Source organism: Pseudomonas botevensis (assembly GCF_019145475.1).
Lineage (GTDB): Bacteria > Pseudomonadota > Gammaproteobacteria > Pseudomonadales > Pseudomonadaceae > Aquipseudomonas > Aquipseudomonas botevensis.
In genome coordinates this window covers 13617-31906 of sequence record NZ_JAHTKI010000028.1, presented here as the reverse complement: position 1 = coordinate 31906, position 18290 = coordinate 13617, and the positions used below count along the sequence as shown (strand labels likewise).

The 18290-nt window shown below is 55.8% G+C and carries 25 protein-coding genes; 10 read left to right on the top strand and 15 right to left on the bottom strand.

What is annotated here, in order from left to right; translation table 11 throughout:
* Positions 1-31: 31 nt before the first annotated feature.
* The 3 genes from KVQ74_RS25995 to KVQ74_RS25985 all read right to left on the bottom strand — a co-directional run bounded on the left by KVQ74_RS25995 (position 32) and on the right by KVQ74_RS25985 (position 1532).
* Positions 32-808 (bottom strand): carboxymuconolactone decarboxylase family protein, encoded by a 777-nt coding sequence (locus KVQ74_RS25995; RefSeq protein WP_217834225.1) that lies wholly within the window; start codon positions 806-808, stop codon positions 32-34.
* Between the two features lie 150 nt (positions 809-958).
* Positions 959-1162, bottom strand: a complete 204-nt coding sequence (locus KVQ74_RS25990; RefSeq protein WP_217834224.1) for a hypothetical protein — start codon at positions 1160-1162, stop codon at positions 959-961.
* A gap of 58 nt (positions 1163-1220) precedes the next feature.
* Positions 1221-1532 carry a hypothetical protein gene (locus tag KVQ74_RS25985; RefSeq protein WP_217834223.1) on the bottom strand — a complete coding sequence of 104 codons (312 nt, stop codon included), beginning with the start codon at positions 1530-1532 and terminating at the stop codon, positions 1221-1223.
* Positions 1533-1633: 101 nt separating this feature from the next.
* Here KVQ74_RS25985 and KVQ74_RS25980 point away from each other — a divergent pair, with 101 nt between their 5' ends.
* Complete coding sequence (locus KVQ74_RS25980) at positions 1634-2071, top strand: GNAT family N-acetyltransferase (RefSeq protein WP_217834222.1); 438 nt, start codon at positions 1634-1636, stop codon at positions 2069-2071.
* A gap of 309 nt (positions 2072-2380) precedes the next feature.
* Here the strand turns inward: KVQ74_RS25980 and KVQ74_RS25975 are convergent, their stop codons facing one another.
* Positions 2381-3304 carry an ornithine cyclodeaminase family protein gene (locus tag KVQ74_RS25975; protein WP_217834221.1) on the bottom strand — a complete coding sequence of 308 codons (924 nt, stop codon included), beginning with the start codon at positions 3302-3304 and terminating at the stop codon, positions 2381-2383.
* Positions 3305-3378: 74 nt separating this feature from the next.
* The gene (locus tag KVQ74_RS25970) at positions 3379-4482 is read right to left on the bottom strand and encodes a cis-3-hydroxy-L-proline dehydratase (RefSeq protein ID WP_217834220.1); all 1104 of its coding nucleotides are present in this window, start codon (positions 4480-4482) and stop codon (positions 3379-3381) included.
* Between the two features lie 120 nt (positions 4483-4602).
* On the opposite strand from KVQ74_RS25970, the gene KVQ74_RS25965 reads away from it, so the two are divergent.
* Positions 4603-5637, top strand: a complete 1035-nt coding sequence (locus tag KVQ74_RS25965; RefSeq protein WP_217834219.1) for a GlxA family transcriptional regulator — start codon at positions 4603-4605, stop codon at positions 5635-5637.
* A gap of 501 nt (positions 5638-6138) precedes the next feature.
* Here the strand turns inward: KVQ74_RS25965 and KVQ74_RS25960 are convergent.
* Positions 6139-7191: a tyrosine-type recombinase/integrase gene (locus tag KVQ74_RS25960; RefSeq protein ID WP_217834218.1), complete on the bottom strand. Its 1053-nt coding sequence runs from the start codon at positions 7189-7191 to the stop codon at positions 6139-6141.
* A 1-nt stretch (position 7192) separates the two neighbouring features.
* A complete protein-coding gene (locus KVQ74_RS25955; protein ID WP_039772214.1) occupies positions 7193-7435 on the bottom strand; it encodes a DUF4224 domain-containing protein in 243 nt (80 codons plus the stop codon).
* 102 nt (positions 7436-7537) lie between these two features.
* Here KVQ74_RS25955 and KVQ74_RS25950 point away from each other — a divergent pair, with 102 nt between their 5' ends.
* Positions 7538-7747 (top strand): hypothetical protein, encoded by a 210-nt coding sequence (locus KVQ74_RS25950; RefSeq protein WP_217834217.1) that lies wholly within the window; start codon positions 7538-7540, stop codon positions 7745-7747.
* A 219-nt stretch (positions 7748-7966) separates the two neighbouring features.
* On the opposite strand, the gene KVQ74_RS25945 is transcribed toward KVQ74_RS25950, so the two are convergent.
* Positions 7967-8293 carry a hypothetical protein gene (locus KVQ74_RS25945; RefSeq protein WP_217834216.1) on the bottom strand — a complete coding sequence of 109 codons (327 nt, stop codon included), beginning with the start codon at positions 8291-8293 and terminating at the stop codon, positions 7967-7969.
* A gap of 111 nt (positions 8294-8404) precedes the next feature.
* On the opposite strand from KVQ74_RS25945, the gene KVQ74_RS25940 reads away from it, so the two are divergent.
* Positions 8405-8884: a hypothetical protein gene (locus KVQ74_RS25940; protein WP_217834215.1), complete on the top strand. Its 480-nt coding sequence runs from the start codon at positions 8405-8407 to the stop codon at positions 8882-8884.
* A 48-nt stretch (positions 8885-8932) separates the two neighbouring features.
* On the opposite strand, the gene KVQ74_RS25935 is transcribed toward KVQ74_RS25940, so the two are convergent.
* Positions 8933-9574 carry a hypothetical protein gene (locus tag KVQ74_RS25935; protein WP_217834214.1) on the bottom strand — a complete coding sequence of 214 codons (642 nt, stop codon included), beginning with the start codon at positions 9572-9574 and terminating at the stop codon, positions 8933-8935.
* A gap of 58 nt (positions 9575-9632) precedes the next feature.
* Here KVQ74_RS25935 and KVQ74_RS25930 point away from each other — a divergent pair, with 58 nt between their 5' ends.
* Positions 9633-10193: a hypothetical protein gene (locus tag KVQ74_RS25930; protein WP_217834213.1), complete on the top strand. Its 561-nt coding sequence runs from the start codon at positions 9633-9635 to the stop codon at positions 10191-10193.
* Positions 10190-10549, top strand: a complete 360-nt coding sequence (locus KVQ74_RS25925; protein WP_217834212.1) for a hypothetical protein — start codon at positions 10190-10192, stop codon at positions 10547-10549. The genes KVQ74_RS25930 and KVQ74_RS25925 overlap by 4 nt, the downstream gene beginning before the upstream one ends.
* 9 nt (positions 10550-10558) lie before the next feature.
* Here KVQ74_RS25925 and KVQ74_RS25920 read toward each other — a convergent pair whose 3' ends face one another.
* Positions 10559-11428, bottom strand: a complete 870-nt coding sequence (locus tag KVQ74_RS25920) for an adenine nucleotide alpha hydrolase family protein (RefSeq protein ID WP_217834211.1) — start codon at positions 11426-11428, stop codon at positions 10559-10561.
* 97 nt (positions 11429-11525) lie between these two features.
* On the opposite strand from KVQ74_RS25920, the gene KVQ74_RS25915 reads away from it, so the two are divergent.
* Together KVQ74_RS25915 and KVQ74_RS25910 are read left to right on the top strand one after the other, a co-directional pair.
* Positions 11526-11771 (top strand): hypothetical protein, encoded by a 246-nt coding sequence (locus KVQ74_RS25915; RefSeq protein WP_217834210.1) that lies wholly within the window; start codon positions 11526-11528, stop codon positions 11769-11771.
* Positions 11772-11886: 115 nt separating this feature from the next.
* The gene (locus tag KVQ74_RS25910; protein WP_217834209.1) at positions 11887-12114 is read left to right on the top strand and encodes a hypothetical protein; all 228 of its coding nucleotides are present in this window, start codon (positions 11887-11889) and stop codon (positions 12112-12114) included.
* Between the two features lie 321 nt (positions 12115-12435).
* Here the strand turns inward: KVQ74_RS25910 and KVQ74_RS25905 are convergent, their stop codons facing one another.
* Positions 12436-13359, bottom strand: a complete 924-nt coding sequence (locus tag KVQ74_RS25905; RefSeq protein WP_217834208.1) for a DNA cytosine methyltransferase — start codon at positions 13357-13359, stop codon at positions 12436-12438.
* A gap of 47 nt (positions 13360-13406) precedes the next feature.
* Here KVQ74_RS25905 and KVQ74_RS25900 point away from each other — a divergent pair, with 47 nt between their 5' ends.
* Positions 13407-13904 carry a hypothetical protein gene (locus KVQ74_RS25900; protein ID WP_217834207.1) on the top strand — a complete coding sequence of 166 codons (498 nt, stop codon included), beginning with the start codon at positions 13407-13409 and terminating at the stop codon, positions 13902-13904.
* A gap of 99 nt (positions 13905-14003) precedes the next feature.
* On the top strand, positions 14004-14723 hold the full coding sequence (locus KVQ74_RS25895; protein WP_217834206.1) for a DUF5677 domain-containing protein: 720 nt from the start codon (positions 14004-14006) through the stop codon (positions 14721-14723).
* On the opposite strand, the gene KVQ74_RS25890 is transcribed toward KVQ74_RS25895, so the two are convergent.
* The 4 genes from KVQ74_RS25890 to recT all read right to left on the bottom strand — a co-directional run bounded on the left by KVQ74_RS25890 (position 14704) and on the right by recT (position 18145).
* Positions 14704-15033, bottom strand: coding sequence for a hypothetical protein (locus KVQ74_RS25890; protein WP_217834205.1), 330 nt, complete (start codon positions 15031-15033; stop codon positions 14704-14706). The genes KVQ74_RS25895 and KVQ74_RS25890 overlap by 20 nt on opposite strands.
* An 81-nt stretch (positions 15034-15114) precedes the next feature.
* Entirely contained in the window at positions 15115-15636 is a 522-nt protein-coding gene (locus KVQ74_RS25885) for a hypothetical protein (protein ID WP_217834204.1), read from the bottom strand.
* Positions 15633-17261: a YqaJ viral recombinase family protein gene (locus tag KVQ74_RS25880; protein WP_217834203.1), complete on the bottom strand. Its 1629-nt coding sequence runs from the start codon at positions 17259-17261 to the stop codon at positions 15633-15635. Before KVQ74_RS25880 ends, KVQ74_RS25885 begins: the two co-directional genes overlap by 4 nt.
* Positions 17258-18145, bottom strand: a complete 888-nt coding sequence (gene recT / locus KVQ74_RS25875; protein ID WP_217834202.1) for a recombinase RecT — start codon at positions 18143-18145, stop codon at positions 17258-17260. The genes KVQ74_RS25880 and recT overlap by 4 nt, the downstream gene beginning before the upstream one ends.
* Positions 18146-18290 lie beyond the last annotated feature (145 nt).

The window sequence follows — 18290 nt, the reverse complement described above, 5'->3', positions numbered from 1 at the left end:
GCGCAGGACAAATTCCCGCGCCCGACAGACCTTACGATTTGCCGCGCGACTCAAACACATCCTTGAGTACCGGCACCGCCGACATCGCTTTCGGCCAGCCTACGTAGAACGCCAGATGCGTCACCACTTCGGCCGCCTGCTCACGGGTCAGGCCGTTGTCCATCGCCCGATTGAGGTGGAAGGGCAGTTGTGCCGACTGGTTCTGGCTGATCAGCGCCGCCACCGTAATCAGACTGCGATCCCTGGGCGCGAGGTCGGTGCGCCGCCACAGATCGGCGAACAGCACATCGTTGGTGTAGCGCGCCAGCTCGGGGGCGGTTGCACCGACGTTGGCATCGACCGCCGCCCGGCGTCTGGCTTCGGCTTGCTCTTCAAGCTTGAGCAAGTCGCCTTCCGGAGGCGCGATCTGCTCAGCCGTCAAACCACGTTCGGCAAATACCTGTTTGGCGACACCGACCGCCGACATCGCATTGGGCCAACCGCTGTAGAAGGCCAAATGGGTGATCAGACCGGTGATTTCTTCGGGCTTCACGCCGTTGTCGAGTGCCAGTTTGATATGGCTGGTCATTTGCGCGGTCTGACCGCTGGCGAGCAATGCCGCGAGGGTAATGAGACTGCGGTCACGCGGGACCAGATCCGGCCGCTTCCAGACTTCACCGAACAGCAACTCGGTGGTGTAGGCGTAAAGCTGCGGCGTGACCTCCAGCACATCCGGCGACGGCTTGGGGTCGGGGCGCGCCTTGCCTTCTTCAGCGCTGACCAGTGCCGAGAAAAACAGACCGGCGAGGGCGGGGGTGAGCAGTTTCATAGGGCGGTTTCCTGAGGTCTGGTTGCGAGGATCGACGCCGCCAGTGCGAGGCCGATCCAACCTGATCCACATACTAGGAAGACACGCTTGAGGGATTAAGGGGCAAAAACAGGATGGAGTCATGAGCGGGGCTCACCAATGCCCCTCGGCTCAGTGAAGCACCCGGCGGCTCTCGCCAATCCTGATCCGGTCCAGGGCGCGGTTCAGCGCGTCCAGCGCATCGAGAAGGGCTTTGGCCTCGCTCTCACGGCCGTCGCCCCACAGCCGTTCAGCCATTTTGTTCAGCGCCTGGATAGAGCGCTCGATGTCGGCGGCGGTGGTGGCGGGTTTGCTTTCGGGGGATGTCTTCGGCATGTCTTTCAGGGCCTCGCCTGGTTTCGGTCAGCGTGCATACAACACCGACCAATCGATTCTACTGCGGCAACCACGGATGCTTACCCAATCTGGGGCAATTCATCGCGTCCCGGCGTTTTTTTATGGCGATTGTCCTGGAGTAATCAGGAAGATTGAGCCATGAAGACGTCTTGCCCTGACTGCCCTCATCCATCAGCTCAAGCCAGTACATATCGCTGAGATTCTTGCACTGCAGCAGCCGGTCCGCCTCGTTGGTCGGCATGGCGACGGCGTCGAGTTGTTTCTCGTATTCGGTTTTTTCTTTGGGCGGGCTGGTGCAGGCTGTAAGGAGCGTGGCCAGCAGGAGGGTGGTCAGGGGTTTCAGGTCCATTTGAGGTTGGGTCTTTCCAGGTGAATCCGAGAGGGTGCGGATTATAGGGATGCGGCCTTAAGCTGCGGAAAGTAATTTTGTTCGACCGAAGGGACTTGATCATGAAATGGCACATCAGACAGGCCGTGTTGAGCGATCTGGAAGGCTTGTTTCGAATAGATTCGATTGCGGTGAATGACCCCGAACGCCGGGCGTGGATTGAAAGGGCTGTTGATTCACTGGCGTGCTGGGTCGCCTGTGAAACGAGCGAGTCGGGCATACCGGTCGGTTATGGCTGTCTGGATAAAAGCTTTTTTGGGCAGTGGTTCATTCCGTTGGTGACGGTTTCGCAGGCGTACAGGCGTTCTGGGGTGGGGCGGCAGATTGTTGCCTGTCTGGAGCGCGTTTCCTGTGCAGAAAAGATCTTTACGTCGACCAATACGTCGAATGCGCCGATGCGGCACTTGCTGATACAGCTCGGATATCAGCACAGCGGCGTCGTAGAGAATCTGGACCCGGGGGATCCGGAGATGATTTTTGTGAGGTTTTTGGGCGACTGAGCCATTGCCCAGCGAATTCGCTCGGTGCTGCGGGTTTATCCGTGGCGAAGGGTGGGCAGGGAGCGGATCTGCAGTGGAAATGGCAATGATGGTTCCAACGGGTGGAGCAATGCCCTTTTTTCGTACAGACCCTGGCAAGCAGGAGGATGGTCAGTGCACCAGCGGGTGTTGCTTCTGAGCGGGTTCTGAGTACGACTTTCAAATAAAAGCCGAGGAGGGCCAGGAGTGCGCTGTCAATCGCCAGCGCAGGCAGGCCGGCTTCGGGGAAAATGCTTCCCCACCGGTAGAAGGCCGACTACAGGCACTACGTCATAACTGTGAAAGCACATACTGGCTCACGATCATGTCGAGATGCGCGCCACCCGCATTCTTGTAGACGGTGATTTCGTTCTGGCCACGTTGAAAATGAGGTAACTGACAGAGATCGAACAGGTCACCCTCGATCTGCGCCTCGGTGATCACCGCATTTTGCAAAGGTATCAAAATATCCCCTGATGCCGACGCGCAGGCGCGATCATCGACGAAGATTCGAGCCTTGCCCAGCAGCTCGCAATCAGCCTCCTGCATGTCAGGCCGAAAGCCTCCAACAAGATCGACATGCGTACCTGGCCGCACATGACGCCCATGAATCAGCGGTTCAGTGGAGCCTGTCGCAGAGCTGATGATATCGGCTTGAGCAACTGCGGCATCAAGATCCCTGACGATTGAAACTTCTAGATGCCGTCGCACCAGGGCGTCACGCGTCTCTATCAACTTCTCCGGCGTGCGATTCCACAACAATACCTGGCTGATGGAGGGCCGGATGTGGAGAAAAGCTTCAGTCAAGGCCCGAGCCACCGGCCCGGAGCCGAGAACCAGCAGCACCTGACTGTCTTCGCGACTCAAATAGCTAGCGGCAAGGGCCGAATCAGCGGCTGTTTTGAAACGGGTGATTGTGGGCCCGTCCAGCACGGCAGCGATCTTTTTGGTGTTTTCGTCGACCACCAGAAAAGCGGCATCCTCCGAGGGAAGGGGAGGGTCGCGACGACTATTGTCGGGGCAGATGGAAGCCATTTTCATGCCTGCGCCTCGTCCTGGGAGCACGACTCCCCGACTGAACAGGCCGTAGGCTGCATCACCGATGAAGTAGCTTTCACCCAGGGGCCGGGCTCCCATATGAGCCTCCTGGAGAGCGTTCAGTACACCCTCCCAGTTCAGTACCGCTTCGATGTGCTGTGCCGGAATCAATCGCATCGTGTGAATTCCTGATCGGAGAACGGGACTGCACAACTGCAGTCCCGCGAGAAAAGTAATGAAGCTGCCCTGGCTCAGCCGCCGATGATTTGAACAGGTTTGCCGAGTACCGACATATCTGGCGTGACACCCAGGCCCGGAGCAGACGATGCGACCATATGTCCACCATTGATCACCGGGCCGCCGTCAGCGATTTTGAGACTGTGATACTCGTGAAATGCGGAGGACTGGAAGTGAAAGCCTTCAGGTGTGGAATGGGCCAGGTGAGCAAGGGCCGATGTGGCGATCTCTCCACCCCAGGAGTCCTCGATGGTCATGGTGATACCCAGGCTCACGCAAAGATCGCGGAACTGGCGAGCACGGGTAAGTCCGCCCACGCGGCTGACCTTGAGATTGATGACATCCATGGCGCTGTCCTGGAAACCACGCATCACTACACGCAGATCGTCCATGCATTCATCGAGGATGAACGGATGGTCGGTATGCCTGCGCACGGCCAGGCATTCCTCATAGGACAGGCACGGTTGTTCGATGTAGATATCGACATCACGAACAGCCTTCACGACTCGAATGGCTTCGTGCTGCTTCCAGCCGGTGTTTGCGTCCGCCGCCAGAACATTGCCCGCCGCCAGCACCTCGGAAACGGCAAAAATTCGCTCGATATCCTGACTGGCACACGCGCCCACTTTCATCTGGAACTGATTGAACCCCTGGCGCTGGTAATCGCCGAGCTTGGCGGCCATGGCTTCCGGGGACTGGCGGCTGATCACCTTGAAGAGGGTGACCTTGTCCTGCAACAGCCCGCCCAGCAAGTTGTAGACCGGCTGCTCGGTGGCTTTGCCGAGCAAATCCCAACAGGCCATATCGATCGCTGACTTGACGTAGGGGTGCCCCTTGAGAAGCTCATCCATGCGCTGATTTATTCGACCGAGCTGCAGCGGATCTTCACCGATCAACCCCTTCGCGATCTGGGCGATCCCGGTGCGCGCACCCTCGGCGTAGGCTGGCAGATAGGAGGGTCCGAGGGGACAAACTTCCCCGACGCCACTCAGCCCGCTGTCAGTTTCAACGATCAGGAGGGTGCTATCGAAGGCGGAAAAGCTCTGGGTCGACCAACTGTATGCTCCTTCCTTCAACGGAAGATCAACTTGGTAGATCGAGATTTTTGTAATTTTCATGGACGTTGCTCCTGATTCTGACGGGTCAGCGGGTGACTCATACTGTATTTCCATCCTGGAAGATGAGATTGTAGATTCAAGTCGGATCGTGGTACGTCTCGCCTTTTCACAGGAGCCTGCATGCACAATGAACTCGCTCACTTGGGACCCCGTCGTCCCGCACCCTCTGTTGAAGCGCCGCTGCGTGTGGGTATCGCACCTACCCCTGATTTCACGCTGATGTCCCTGACGGGGCTCGTCGAGTTCCTCCGGCTCTCTGCGGATGAACGTGACTACAGTCGACAAATCTATTGCTCATGGGATTTGCTTTCCCACAATGAGCAACCCATCTATTCCAGCTGCAAGTTTGGCATGTTGCCGACCCGCCAATTTGGCGACCCTCAGGACTACGACTACATCGTGGTGCACGGCGGCATCCTCCATGGAGCTAACGCCGTACCGCAGGAGCTGATGGACTTCGTGATGTTGGCTGTCTCGGCCGGAGTGCCGGTTATCGGCTTGTGCACCGGGCAATTTGTCCTGGCACATCTGGGGTTGCTGGATGGGCGTCGTTGCGCCGTGCACTTTTCCATGGTTGAAGCGATACGGCAGTTGCACCCAAGGGTCATTCCCGTTACCGATCAGCCGGTGGTCATCGATGGCGGCTTCATCACCTGTGCAGGCGGACTGGCGTCGATCAACCTGGCCATGCATCTGGTCACCGAGCATTGTGGGCAAGTTCGCTCGGACAAGACCTTGCATTACCTGATGGCGGATCGCGGATTCGAGCAGATGCAGGTGCTCAAGCAAGACAGTGATGAGATGCTGGAACTGCGATCGACCGACCACAGGGTTGTGAACGCGGTAGGGCTCATGCGTCAGCGAATGTATGAAACCGGTACGGTTGGCGACATTGCCAGATCGGTGGGCGTCTCGGAACGGGAACTGACCCGGCTCTTCAATCAGCACCTGCGTGTGCCGCCAGCCGAATACTGGCGGCTGATCCGGCTGAAAACCGCCCATTGGATGGTGCTCAACAGCAATCGCTCGATCACCCAGATTGCTTACGAATGCGGGTTTACCGACAGCTCACATCTGATTCACTGGTTCAAGCGGGCTTATCAGGTCACACCGTCTCGGTTAAGGAGTCTTCGTAAACAAGTTGGCGCTCACTAACAGCCATCTGGCCGGCGACAGCCGCCTGAATTGCATGACCCTCGTCCCAACAGCGTGATTGCCCCTGAAGAGGGGGGCGGCAGGCCGGCGTGCGACAAGGAGCGACTTTTTCAACAGGATCGGCCGAAAGCAGCCTGTCGCTCACTCCAAGCTCGTCCGTCGTATCAGATCTGGCGGTGAGATTGAGGAGGGCGGTCTGAAAGATAGGATTGCGCAAATGACAGGAAAGAGGCGGAAACGACCCATAGAGAGAGGAGCCAATTTCCTGAATGCCAGAAACGACAAAGCCCTGAATAATCAGGGCTTTGTCGTATCAAATATGGCGGAGGCGATGGGATTCGAACTCATGGACCTGTTACAGTCGACGGTTTTCAAGACCGATACAGCGACGTAATCAGGCTGCGGCTTGTAGCGATTTTCCGTTCCATTACTTTCATTTTTCAGCACCTCTACAGACCGCATTCTACAAGGGGTGCGCTTGGAGTTATGGAACGCATTTTTTCACTGTTTCGACGGCTTCGCGATGGCCCCGACGCGTCGATAAACCCGCTCGGTGATGTCGCCTTTCGTGTGACCCAGAAGCAGACTTGCATCGCCGATATCGCTGATTTCCGACGCGGCTTTCGGGCGTATATCGCGGAACTGGAACTCACCGATTCGATCGGCAAGCAGGTCGTCACCTTGTTCAAGAGCATCCTGTTTTGCCTTTTCCCGCGCCGCGTCCCAGCGTTTCCTCAGCATCGTGGCCGTCATGCGTTTACCGCTCCGGTTGATGATCAGGTAACTCGAAACGTGCTGGGCGTTTCGTTCAGTGATTGCCGTGATCAGCTTGCCCAGGCTGTTTGATTCCCCGCCAGTCGTTAGCTGGATTCGAAGCTTCTTCTGCGTCTTGTTTTGCTGAACAGTCAGATACCCGCCTTCAACATCATCCTTCCTCATGACCAACACGTCTGCCGGCCGCTGGCCGGTCAGATATGCCAGGTCCATCGCTTCTTTCAGCTCCTGCGCTGCCTTCTTGTACACCGCCTCCCAAACCACATCATTCGCGTAATAGTCCCTCGGCGTTTCCTTGTTCTTGCGCACACCTTGGCAGGGGTTTTCCTTTGTCGTCAGGCCCCACTCCCGGGCAATGTTGAAAATATGGGAGAGGGTAGCGATCTCGCGGTTCGCCCGAACCTTTGCCGATCGGGCATCTCGATATCCGGCAATCGTCGCCGGAGTGATCGAGTCAATCGGCGCGCTGTCGAACATCGGCCGAAGCTGTTTGATTTCCGCCAGGTTGTCCTTCTGCGTGCGCGGCGCCTTCTTGGGCACCACGTCGCGGATGTACCGATCGAAGATGCCTTTCATGGTTCGCAGGTCGAGCGGCTTTTCCTTGGCTTCCAGCTCAGCCCATTTCAACCTGGCCTTGTCGAGATCCTTGCCCAGCGGGATGTCCTTGCCGAGCAGGTCACGGTAGTAGTAGGCCGTCCAGGTGGTGCCGTTTTTGCGTTTTCGAGATCGTTTGTACATCCGTGGGGGCAGGTGGTGGTGCTCGGTCTTGCGGGGGCGCATATCAATTCACTCGAGAAAAATCTGGCGTCCATGCCGGCGCGGCCGGTGGCGGGTTGGGGTCGGCGATAGTGGGGCTGATCATGCCAAGCTTCATACGAGCGTACATGCGGCCCACCAACGGTCGCTTGCCCCGGCTTTCGACGAACACCCACTGGCGATCAATCAGCCAGCGGCGTTGGTAGGCCCTTGCCTTGTAGCCGGTGAGTTCGGCCAGTTCCTCGTCGGAGAGGATTTCTGTTTCCATAGTGATGCTCCATGTCGCGCGTTGCGGCAGAAGATGGTTGATATTGATTGCTTGCGCTTGGGCTACAGTTGATTTGAAGGGCAACTGATTTGGAGTAAATGGATGTTCAACAAGTATCCCGAGCAGAAGCAAAGCCGGACGGTGCTAGGCGCGCTCGGTGCCACACTCATGACGTTGGGAATATTTCTGATCGTCATCGATGCAGTTGGAGGATTTATTTTCGTAGTGGGAGGAAGTGGTCTTGTCATGCTGACGTGCGTGGCGAGCGAGCGAACGTTCGCGAGAGTGCTGCGAGTACTGAACTGGTTTTGAGTGATTAACCACGGCTTGCCCTAACAACGGCAGGCTCTTGTGTGGGGTAGGGGATATATTTTGTGTTGAGCGCGACAAGGAGGGAAATCGGAACTAGCGTTCAACTGTTCTCCTCATCAGTTGCAGCCCAATCAGCTCGTCCCTGAAGCAACTGGTGAGGCGGACTTTATTTCCGGATGTCCTTGTCGCAGTAGACGTAGGCGAACCAGGCGAGGGCGATCATGGGGTCACCTCGCGGCGTGCCCACCAGCAGACTGGGCCGTCGTCGGTGTCGTGGATCGCCAGGCAGAACCAGCCTTCGCCGTCCGGGCGCTCGGGCTCCCAGTAGCTGAAATCCGGTTCGCCAGCTTCGAAATAGCGATCAGCAACAGCCTCTTCGGCGTATTCGAGGCGAGCCTGGGTAACGGTCAAGCCCTGATCCGCTACCCAGGCCTTGCACTTCTCGCCGTCACCCTCGTCGAAGTCGGGCATGTCCGGATGTTGGAACGATCCCATTTCGTCGCGCACAACCGGGGCTGACTGTATCAATTTGATTTCTTCAGGCATGACTTCGTCCTTGCCGCTATAGCGGCTGACTTTGAAGGAGGAGGGGTTAGCTCGAATGTGATATCTATAACGATATTCGGTTTTGGTAATTTGTAATTCAGAGGGTTGGGTGTGGAAGAGTTCCTCGATGAAGCGTTGTGTACTGCAGTTGGTGTAGCAGTACTCAGCTCTCAAGCGTTTGAAAAAATGTTCGTGTTGGCTGCGCGTCACGCGATTAAACAAGCTGGTGCGTTAACGATTGAGGACATCGTTCCAGTCAATGCGAAAAAGGCTTTCAAGCAGCCCGTAACCGCTTTGTTGAAAGAGATCTCTGGCACTGTCGAAATTAATGGATTGGAAGAAAGGCTTCTGAGTTACATCGAGGATCGACATATTGTCGTTCATCGGCTGGTTGAAAAAGACTGGTCAGGAGAGGAAGGACGGGAGGCCATCAAGGAAATTTGCTTGCGCGTAACATCTGAATCGATTCATTTGCACAAAATTTTTACCATCATGTTCGGCGAGTGGCTACACAGATTTCCCAACTTGCGCTCGGTCATCGACGAATACGAAGTATTTAGAATGTATGAGGTAGGTAAATCCGCACCTTAAGCTAGGAACTAGCTTAGCCACAGAGTTGACCGTTGAGGTAAATGCGCTTCATGCGGCCACCTGCTGCTGTTCCTGACGCAGTGCTTCCTGTACCGCCTCGACGACCCGTCGCAGGTATGTGAATTCGTGGTTTTCCTCGATCGCCTTGTCGCCGACTGTGTAGTGCCACTCCTCACCGAAAAGCTCGGTCAACAACTTGCTGTGATGCCAGCATTCGTTTGGCGACTCGACGCTGCGCAGAACATCGATGTCGTGCCAGAGCTCGCGGGCCTCATCTTTGCTCAGCTCATCCAGATCCCAGTCGTGACGGCCGGTCTGTTGCCGACGACGCTGGACAATGCACTTTTTCGCGAATGCGTGAAGCGCGCTCCCGCTGAACCGCGTGCTGCTGATCCCGCGATCCAGGCAGTTCAGGATGTAGTGCCAATCACAATCGGCAACGAACTTCGCCACCGTGCGAGGCCCCATGCCACCCCAGTATGCGTTCCAGCTCTTGTCCCAGCAGTTGATCGTGATCTTGCCCTGGGCAGTCTGGTAGTTCGGGTCGGATTCAGTCGGGCAGTCGCGGCGGCCGAAGTCCTCGAGGAAAACCGTGATCGGGTCGAGCCTCGGCGCTCCGGTGATCACCAGCTTGGTCACAGTCGAACGCTCAATCTTCAGCGGCTCGGCCGGTTTGTTTTCTGTGGGCATGGGGCGTCCTATGCCGGGGCATGCCCGGGCGGTGGATGTATAGGGGAGGACTGATGATATGATCGCTCTATGGATTGGGAGTCGATCGATGGGATACAAAGCAGCATTTTACGGGGCGGTAGGGCTTTTGATTGTTGCGGTGGCTGTTGCATGGAATTTGGATGTATGGGGCAGTAAGTCGTTTTGGGATGAGGCGAACAAGTACGGACTGTTTTTTACTATCTTTGGTACTTTGTTTACTGTGGGAACTTTTTTTTACGTTGGAATGTTTGGTGAAAAGCTGAAGCGGCGACATAGAATTCCAGAAACTCACAAAGATTTACAACAGCTATTAATTGAAATTCGTCAATGTTTAAAGGACTGGAAGGGGCGCGAGAATGACATTATTGATCTGCTATATCAGGTGCAAGGTCATTTAGAGAACGTCAGTCAGAAGTTAGATGGCGTCGAAAAAAAATCGGCTAATCAATTGGTTTCGTCCATAGCCAGGGAGGGTGTATTTTACATTGGTAGGCGAAAGCTAACTGAAGAAGTGAGTTGGGATATTCAGAGAAAACTTCAGAAATTTGTTACCCAGCTTGGCGCAAAACATCAGGATAATGAGGTGGAAAGATTATGAATGACTCCAGGTTTTCTAATATGGTTGCGAGGTTGATCGAAGAAACAGCCCGTGGTCGTATGGCTTGGCGATTAAGTGAGCCGCCGCGAAGTATTACTATAGGTACTGAAGATATCGTCGGTTTGTATTTCGAAGGCGTATTTAAAGGTACTAAATTTTCTATCTATGAGGTGCGCTATAAGCACTTTCAGGACGAGGATATTTATTACTGGAACTCAACAATTGTCTTAGCTGTCGTAGATAACGACGATAGAGTGCTATGGACACAGAACAATTATCGAGAAATCAACGAGCTATACGATGATGTCCGCAGGAAAGCGAGTGGGGTTGATAGGCTCCTTGATTACTTCCGATAGGGATTTGGTTTAATCACCGCAGAAGCAGTCAATGTCTTCTGCGAGATAAACGAATTCAAAGCCGACCTGCCTTGCGCGCTGGTCGGCGGACCAGGCCAGCGACTTGTAGCTGGGACGGTCTTGGCGGAACACCTGATCGAACCTTTCCTCGGTGCCTGACCACCAGATAACCCTCGACGGGTCATCCATGATGGTCCTGATTAGCTTACCTTCGTTCTTCTTCCAGCACAGGTCGCAGTTACCGAAGTCGGAGTCCATTCCCAGATCGAATGGCTGGGCCGCCCAGAACGCACTGACATCCTCCTTGGTGATGCCGGCGATGAAGGATGGACAGACGTTGTCCCAACGGGCGCCGCCGCGATCATTGGCGGCCATCATGCGGTGGTAGCGCTTCGGTTCGTCATACCGGATCCCGACGACGCAATCCCACTCGGTGTAGCCCAGGGCGCGCATGTGTTTCTCGCCGATCTTCACCTTTAGGTAGGCGGTGCACATGTTGTTCGAGAAGTTCGGCAGCACCGGTGGCAGGTTCTTCTCTGCCTTCCGATACGCGGCGTAATACTCGAGCATCATGGTGAAAGGTTCGCCGTTGCGGCTGGCCGTTTCGAAGTCCACCAACCTGTACCAAGGCGCGTCATCGGGCTGGCCGTACACGCGACACCACTCCATCCAGACGATGTTCACGTTCCAGCGCTTGGCGATCCGATCGATGAAGACCAGTGTTTCCTCGCGCTCCTTACCGGTGTTCTGGAAGAACAGGTGGACATCCGGCGGGAGGGTTCCGCCGTGTGCTTCGAGGATCTTGTAGACCATGTGCCCGCTGGTGCGACCACCGCTGATGCCGATCTGGGCCGGGCCGGTGATCAGGTAAGGATTCATAATTGCTCCAGACAGCCGATTGCCTCGCCGGCTGGCGTGATTCGTAGAAGTGGGGTATTTGTGTTCGGCCCGGTATGGAGCCGGTCAAGGGGCGGTTATGTTTGCGAAAATTGTTGTCGGAATATTGATCGGTTTTGTAGGTGGTTTCGTTGAGGCTCGAGGGCCATCTTGGAAAAAGAAAACAGAGATTATTTCCGAGGTTTTACTTTTCCTTGTTGGGCTCTCATTTCTCATTTCATCCTTCATGTTCGGCGCAATCTATGGCGTCATGGCGATTGTTGAATTGACTGCTGGCTTTTATGCATACGGGAAAGTTTTCCGCACAGAAAAAGCAATCTCGTAAATTTCTCCAGTGAGGCGCCGCCCTCGGTGACCGGATGCGCAGCATAGTTTCATGGCAAATTGATGTCGGATCGGTTAGCTTTTGCTTCTCGGCACGAAGCTGAAAGGAGACCGAAATGGCGATAGTTCGTGAAAATGCACTGCAAATAGCGTTGATTTCAGTGCTGATCGCATCAGAGAGGCAGGGCACTGATCTTGCCGAGTTGGTCAAGCGGGCACTGTCGATGACTGCAAGCTACTCCGGCGATTCTTCCGGCGTAGTGGGTGTTCAGACCCATGCTTGCCTGGAGTTGCAGGCCGCATATGAGTCGGTAATCAGCACACAGCAGATGAAGTCAGCCTGATCAGATTGCTGGCTCGACGATTTCGTCGTCAGGCTCTGGCGGGTCGGAGGGATCAGCTACAGTTGATCGATCAGTCGCTGGAGGCCGAAATGAGCTGCTATATCTGCGGGAACGAAGTTGTTGTGGCGATTGTGCGGCCAGGCTCAGAGGAGTATCCGTGCCCAGACTGTGGGCACTACCGGATTTCCGGAACAGCAATGGAGCTGTTCAGGCTGCATGGTTGGACTTTCGATATTGACTTGGTCAGGCGCTGGATCGCAGACCAGCAGGGAAGTGGAACAATTCCGCTGATTGATTCCGGAGTAGCTTCCCTGCTGCTCGTTACGCCGCAGCCTTCAAGGCCTCAATGATTCGCTGCCCAGCCAGTGGTGGCACCGCATTGCCAGTCATGTGCATGGCCAGCTTGTGGTTGTCCGGGCGCAATGTGTCCTTCGGGAAGGACTGGGCTGCCATTGCTTCGTCAGCGCTGATCATCCGCATCATGTCGCCGTCGACGACCGCCCAGCGGTCCAGGGTGGTGATGGTGCCAATTGGACGGTCCAGGCTACGACCGGTGAGGCCAGAACCGGATCCGTAGTAGGGCATCACGAACCGATCGCCGAAGCGCTCGCGGCCGTTTTTCACGCGGGTCAATGTCGACGCGGCGCGTCCTGGCTTGTTGATCGGCGACCACTTGCCGACGTTGAAGTCGATAATCTCGCGGGCGGCCACATGCTGGTAGCGGGGTAGTTGCAAGTGCAACGGTGCTTTGCTGCGCGAGCAGACCATGAATAGGCGAACTCGATGCTGCGGAACGCCGAGATCGGCGCAGTCCACGATGTGCGGCGCCAGTGCATAGCCCAGTCGCTGCATTGCGTCAGCCCATGCCGGGTACAGAATCCAGTCCATGAATTCCGGTACGTTCTCGATCACCGCGAACTCCGGCCGGTTGACCTCGGCGTTCTGCACCGGTGCCCAGGCTGTCGAACGCGAGTTGTCGTGCTGAGGATTGCCGGCGGCCTTGCCGCGCGCCTTGGTGTGCCCTTGGCAGCAGGGTGACGCGAGCATGACGTCGTGCTTCGGCACTTCCGCCCAGTTCGCTTGGTGCAGATCCTGGCAAACATGGATGGTTTCCGGGTGGTTTGCGCTGTGCCATTCAACGGCCTCTGGCCAATGGTTGGCAGCCCAAAGCACGTTGAGGCCTGCTGACTTTCCGCCAGTTGTCCATCCGCCACATCCGGCGAACAAGTCGATTGCTGATTGCATAGGGGATCCTCGCCGGTATAGTTCCGGGATCTACAGGGGAGTGGGTTATGGAATTTGCAGACGTTTTAGGCTGGATAGAGAAGCATCCAGGACTGGCTTCTTGGGTTCAGGCAATAGGGGCGATCGCAGCCCTCGGGCTCGCTCTGTGGATACCTAGCCGTCAACGATCGGTTGAACGCGAAGAGGTTGAGAGAAAGAGAAAATCAATGCTGCTGGTGTTCTTGGTCGAGTGCGAGCTGGTCATATCAATCACGCAGAAAGACTCTGCCACTTTGGATGTTCGTAAGAGACTGATGCGGGAGTTGTTAACAGGCGCTCGAGCAGCGATTGACACGGACACAAATCCGGACAGTGCAGCAGATTGTTTGAGGCTGAAGTACAACTTCGAAGGCTTGCTTTTCGAACTTGACGTAAATGAGGTGGAAACGGAAAGTTGGGTAGAGTTAACCGATAGAGCATTAAGTATAATTGCGATTCTTAAAAATATTCACTGCGCAGGAATAAAGGCAGCAACCAGTATAGACAGCGCATCTCGGAAAGCATGACTCGCAATTGCACAATGCTTTTCAGGCTGTTTGTATGTTTTGCATAAGTAGGGTGTTTGTGTAAGGTTTATAGAGCGATTGAAAAGGTGGAGTTTGCTAATGTCTGCTAAAGATTTTGATGAAAAGGGATTTTTGTCTGACTATGTTTACGAGCATAGGGCCGTGATTAGAGAAAAATACGCCGGCGGTTTTTCAGATTGTGAGCGGATATCTAATGAAGCTCAAAAACTTCTACTAAGCACAGGTGTTAACGGTAGTGATAAGGCTATGTTGTGCTCTTTTTTGTTTTTCGAGAGAACAATTCGAACATCTCAAGCCGCAGTTCGCTTATGTGAAATAGGAATGGTACAAGAAGCACAGGTACTTCTTAGAACTGCGTACGAAACACTCTTTCACGCATCTGCACTTATCGTCGATCCCACGATTTTTGAAAAGCTCGATTCTCACAATGACAAGGAAGACGTGAAGCAGGCTAGAGCCATTCTGGCAGACATCCCCCCAGGTCAGCTATCCGAAATAAATAAAAAGCACTTGGAGGAGATTGTTGATACGCGTGCAGGCCAAACCTATTCAGTGCATTGTTCAGCGACAGCGGCAGGAATGCTAGAGCTATACAGCGTTGCCTATCGAGGGCTTTCTTCCTTGGCTGGTCACGCCACTTTTCGTTCTCTTGATAGATCATTTATCGAGGAGACAAACGGATACTCGTTATATATGGGGCCGACCGAAGGTCAGCTGATTTTTACATTGAGTTTAGTTGCGCAGTGTTTAACTCTTTCTATAAAAGGTATTCAGCAAATCAAGAGCAAGGTTCAATAATTTCATCCCCCGGATCTCGCTTCAGCTCGGATAGACTTCCATTTCGAAACATTCGCGCCACGTTTTCGCTTATCTGCACTTTGTGGCGCGGGCTTTGAATGGCCTGATAGGAGAGCGTTGGCCCGAGCGCATGAGCGTTGAGAATAAGGTTCTGCACCGCCTCGCTGATTTCCTCGATCTCGTTCCAGGCCATCAGTTCTTCAAGCTTCTGCCGGGTGCCCTGCCGTAGTCGATGCCGCAATTCCTTTTCGTCGAGCTCGATTCTCTTTTCGGCGGCCTTCGCCGATCGCTCTTGTCCACTCTTGGCCATTTCCTACCTCTTCAATTCCGCTGGCCGGCAAGTCCAGCCAGGTCTGTCGGCGGCGCGTGTCCGCCCGGTTGATGGTTCGTTTCATCGAAATGCGGACTTCAGCTTTGGATAATCGATCTTGTGATCCCGGACAATCCGGTCGAGCATGTTGTAACTGATCGCCAGAGCCTTGCAGCACTGACTCCGGTTCATGCCGCCGGTGATGCAATCCTTGATCTGTACGACCAGTCGAGCCTCCAGTTCAGGCGCGGCTTTATTCGGCACAGTGCCGATCTTATGCCGCACCTGGAACTTGATGCCGTGCTTCGAGGCGATCGCCTTCAGCGTGGCCAGAGCGATTCCTTCTCGCTCGCAGATTTCGTTTCGGGTCAACGTCTTGGCCATTTCGCGGATTCGAGCAATCCGCTGAGTTGTTTCGTCTCTCACCTTCGGACGCTGGAAGGTTGGTGGATGCTTCCGCTCGGAGGTGCTGGTGAACTTGATCGGCGCGGGTTCTGGCACGTCGATCTTTCCGCCGACCGCCAGGAACTTGGCGATTTGCTCGGAGAGCTCGCTGGCGTCCTGGCGCCGCTGTTCGACGTCGTTGAGGTGGTTGCTAATCATGCGGCCACCTTGACCAGCCTCACGCCGGCCATGCTGAACTTGTTGCCCTGCGCTGCAACCAACGCATCGAGCTTTTCCCAGTCCACGGTCAGCATCGAAATCGGAGCGTGGCCACCGGCGACGGCATGGATCAACGCTTCCAGATCGTACACCTCGGCCTGCAGGTTCACCGGTGCCGCGGTAGTGGTTGCTGGTTTGGATGAAGACTGAACCGGCGCAGCGACTGTCACCGGTGCCGGGCCGGCAATTGGAGCCTGTTCGATCGGTGCCTTGGCTTTCGACTCGGCTTCAATTCGCTTCAGCTCCTGCTGGCGGATCTCCCCCCGCTTCGCTTCGGCTTTCTGCTCCTCGGCCTTCTGATGCTCAGAGATGCGCACCTTGATCAACGCGACCAGGTCGTCGTTCGCTTTCATCACCAGCTGCTGTACATCGTTGAAGAGGAACATGTAATCGGCGGCAAGCTCAGCCAGGCTGGCCAAGTTGATCCGGATGCTGTCACCGATCTGGCTGGCGGTGATCTTCGCCCGGGCCAGTTCGGAATCGGCAGAGTCACGCAGGCTGCTGATCGTCTTCTTGCCCTTGATGGCTCCGGCGAAATCCGCTGACACCGTCGGCATACGCGCTTTGCCGCCCAGTGAAGCGTTGATCTGATCGATGTGGACCTGCAGCGCCTTGGCTGCGTCCATGACGATGTCTTCGCGGATGCTGAGCTTGCGGGCTTTCACCAAACTGTTCAGTTCTAGGCGCTTGCGCCGTGCCTCAGCCGCGATGTCATCGATCGTCTTGAACAGCGCGTCAATGCTTTCGGTTTGGCTCAGGGCGTGCTGCTTGGCAGCTTCCAGGCGCTCCTCGACATCGCTGCACCATTTAACCGCTTTCTCGGCGTCGGCGAAGTGCTGATCAGTTTCCAGTTCAGTGTTGATCGATCCGAACACCGCCAGCGAATGTGCCTTGAACTGTTCCAGGTTGCTGGCAGTAACCATGCCGGTCACTTCGATGCGCAGCGCTGGCAAGGACTCTGGCGTTTTGCCAACGGCTTCCGGCACCACCTCGGCGGGAGTGAAGTCTTGCAGATCGGCTTGGAACTGTTTCCAGCCTGCGACGAGTGTCGCGGCCCGGCCTGGCACCGGCATGTACTCCATCGAAACGAAGTTTTCTTCTGTACCGTCGGAACAGACGAAGATCACCTTTTCGGCGCCGCTCACCAGCAGCTGCTGTTCCAGTTGCCAGTAGTAGTGCGCTTCAAGGTTGCCGGCGCGAACGTCGGCGGAGAGCTGTTCGTTCCACATTTTGTGTTCGAACAGAACGTCGCCGAGAATTGTGCAGCCGTCGAGGGATGCGAGCAGATCACCTTCGGTGCCGACTACTGGAAACAGGTCTTCGCCGATTCGCGCTTCGAGTATAGGGCGGGCCAGCGCTTCCGCCTCATGGCCCTTATCGAAGAGGTTCTTTTGCACCCACCACGATACGTCGCGGTCGAGGCCAGTCTTCTTCGCATGCAGCAGTTCGGTCCGCTTCATCTGTTTCGATGCGCCCATCATTGCCGGTGCTTCTGATGCGGTGAAGTAGTTGGAGCGAAGCGCATGCCAGGCTTCGGAGCCCTGAGCGACATTATGGATTTTCATTCTTGGTCTCCTTCAATTGGCGCGAGCGCTTTGATCTTGGCGATCTGGTCTTCGCTCAGGGTGAATTTGCTGCTGACAGTTGCGATCAGGTGATCAGGGGCAGAGCGTCCTGCGTCGACGGCTGCCTGCCACTTTGGCAGGTTCTCGGCGAGCTTCTCTTCGGGGTAGGGCGGAAGTTCAACTGGTGCCGGGCCACGCGCTGGTGATACGTCGCGAATGGTTGGTACGGCTTCTTCGAGTTCATCCGGGCTGTACACGCCAAGAATCACGTCTGGGCAGTAGAGGCGGGACCAGCGCTTGGTGGCGAGGTAGGCCAGTTGCTGGCGTGGATCGTCAGCCCAGAGCGTGCTGTTGCGGGTTCGGGCCTGAGCCAGCAGTAGCTCAAGGATGCGAGGCTCCTCTTCGCCCCGGAATGTCGCCCAGACTTTCACGCCCAGGCCTTGTTCGTCCTCAAGTTTCCAGCCTGGGACGCGGTACTCGCCTTTGTCGCCATTCTTGATAGTGAACTTGCCAATCACCTTGTCCCAAGCGCCGTACCACTCGTAGTGCAGGCGATCCACCACCGGTGCGCAGGTGGTGATTACAGCGTTGACCAGCTGGGCCTCGTAGCCCAGGACGCCATTGACCAGATGCGTCTTCTGCGCCACGGCGAACGGGTTCATCTTCCACTGCATCGATTGCATGACGACCGCCAGGCAATCCGCCGGGTTACCGTTGAAGTGCTTCGGCAACGTGGCGCGGCCGGTGGCCATGACTTCGGCCAGGCGCATCATCTTATCCAGGCTGTCACCATCCAACACCAGAGCGCTGGTGCTGGTTGCAGCGTGCGGAAGAACGTGGAGGTTTCGGTCGTGCGCCACCGGCGCCACGCTTTGAGCGGACATGACTGTTCCTTGCCGCGCCCTGCGCAGCGATTGAATACTTGGTTTATTGAGTGATGCGGTCGGCGAGGGCGCCGAGTAGCATCAGGAAGGTGAAGACGCCAATGGCCGAGAACGAGCCGCGCCGGATCAGAATGCGGCGGGCAAG

Coding starts and splice junctions, on each gene's coding strand:
- KVQ74_RS25890 (WP_217834205.1), bottom strand. CDS start 15,033: ATGGCCAAGAGTGGACAAGAGCGATCGGCGAAGGCCGCCGAAAAGAGA.
- KVQ74_RS25960 (WP_217834218.1), bottom strand. CDS start 7,191: ATGCGCCCCCGCAAGACCGAGCACCACCACCTGCCCCCACGGATGTAC.
- KVQ74_RS25900 (WP_217834207.1), top strand. CDS start 13,407: ATGGAATTTGCAGACGTTTTAGGCTGGATAGAGAAGCATCCAGGACTG.
- KVQ74_RS25895 (WP_217834206.1), top strand. CDS start 14,004: ATGTCTGCTAAAGATTTTGATGAAAAGGGATTTTTGTCTGACTATGTT.
- KVQ74_RS25990 (WP_217834224.1), bottom strand. CDS start 1,162: ATGCCGAAGACATCCCCCGAAAGCAAACCCGCCACCACCGCCGCCGAC.
- KVQ74_RS25910 (WP_217834209.1), top strand. CDS start 11,887: ATGGCGATAGTTCGTGAAAATGCACTGCAAATAGCGTTGATTTCAGTG.
- KVQ74_RS25885 (WP_217834204.1), bottom strand. CDS start 15,636: ATGATTAGCAACCACCTCAACGACGTCGAACAGCGGCGCCAGGACGCC.
- KVQ74_RS25975 (WP_217834221.1), bottom strand. CDS start 3,304: ATGCGATTGATTCCGGCACAGCACATCGAAGCGGTACTGAACTGGGAG.
- KVQ74_RS25970 (WP_217834220.1), bottom strand. CDS start 4,482: ATGAAAATTACAAAAATCTCGATCTACCAAGTTGATCTTCCGTTGAAG.
- recT (WP_217834202.1), bottom strand. CDS start 18,145: ATGTCCGCTCAAAGCGTGGCGCCGGTGGCGCACGACCGAAACCTCCAC.
- KVQ74_RS25985 (WP_217834223.1), bottom strand. CDS start 1,532: ATGGACCTGAAACCCCTGACCACCCTCCTGCTGGCCACGCTCCTTACA.
- KVQ74_RS25915 (WP_217834210.1), top strand. CDS start 11,526: ATGTTTGCGAAAATTGTTGTCGGAATATTGATCGGTTTTGTAGGTGGT.
- KVQ74_RS25945 (WP_217834216.1), bottom strand. CDS start 8,293: ATGCCTGAAGAAATCAAATTGATACAGTCAGCCCCGGTTGTGCGCGAC.
- KVQ74_RS25935 (WP_217834214.1), bottom strand. CDS start 9,574: ATGCCCACAGAAAACAAACCGGCCGAGCCGCTGAAGATTGAGCGTTCG.
- KVQ74_RS25980 (WP_217834222.1), top strand. CDS start 1,634: ATGAAATGGCACATCAGACAGGCCGTGTTGAGCGATCTGGAAGGCTTG.
- KVQ74_RS25965 (WP_217834219.1), top strand. CDS start 4,603: ATGCACAATGAACTCGCTCACTTGGGACCCCGTCGTCCCGCACCCTCT.
- KVQ74_RS25925 (WP_217834212.1), top strand. CDS start 10,190: ATGAATGACTCCAGGTTTTCTAATATGGTTGCGAGGTTGATCGAAGAA.
- KVQ74_RS25930 (WP_217834213.1), top strand. CDS start 9,633: ATGATCGCTCTATGGATTGGGAGTCGATCGATGGGATACAAAGCAGCA.
- KVQ74_RS25995 (WP_217834225.1), bottom strand. CDS start 808: ATGAAACTGCTCACCCCCGCCCTCGCCGGTCTGTTTTTCTCGGCACTG.
- KVQ74_RS25920 (WP_217834211.1), bottom strand. CDS start 11,428: ATGAATCCTTACCTGATCACCGGCCCGGCCCAGATCGGCATCAGCGGT.
- KVQ74_RS25955 (WP_039772214.1), bottom strand. CDS start 7,435: ATGGAAACAGAAATCCTCTCCGACGAGGAACTGGCCGAACTCACCGGC.
- KVQ74_RS25950 (WP_217834217.1), top strand. CDS start 7,538: ATGTTCAACAAGTATCCCGAGCAGAAGCAAAGCCGGACGGTGCTAGGC.
- KVQ74_RS25905 (WP_217834208.1), bottom strand. CDS start 13,359: ATGCAATCAGCAATCGACTTGTTCGCCGGATGTGGCGGATGGACAACT.
- KVQ74_RS25880 (WP_217834203.1), bottom strand. CDS start 17,261: ATGAAAATCCATAATGTCGCTCAGGGCTCCGAAGCCTGGCATGCGCTT.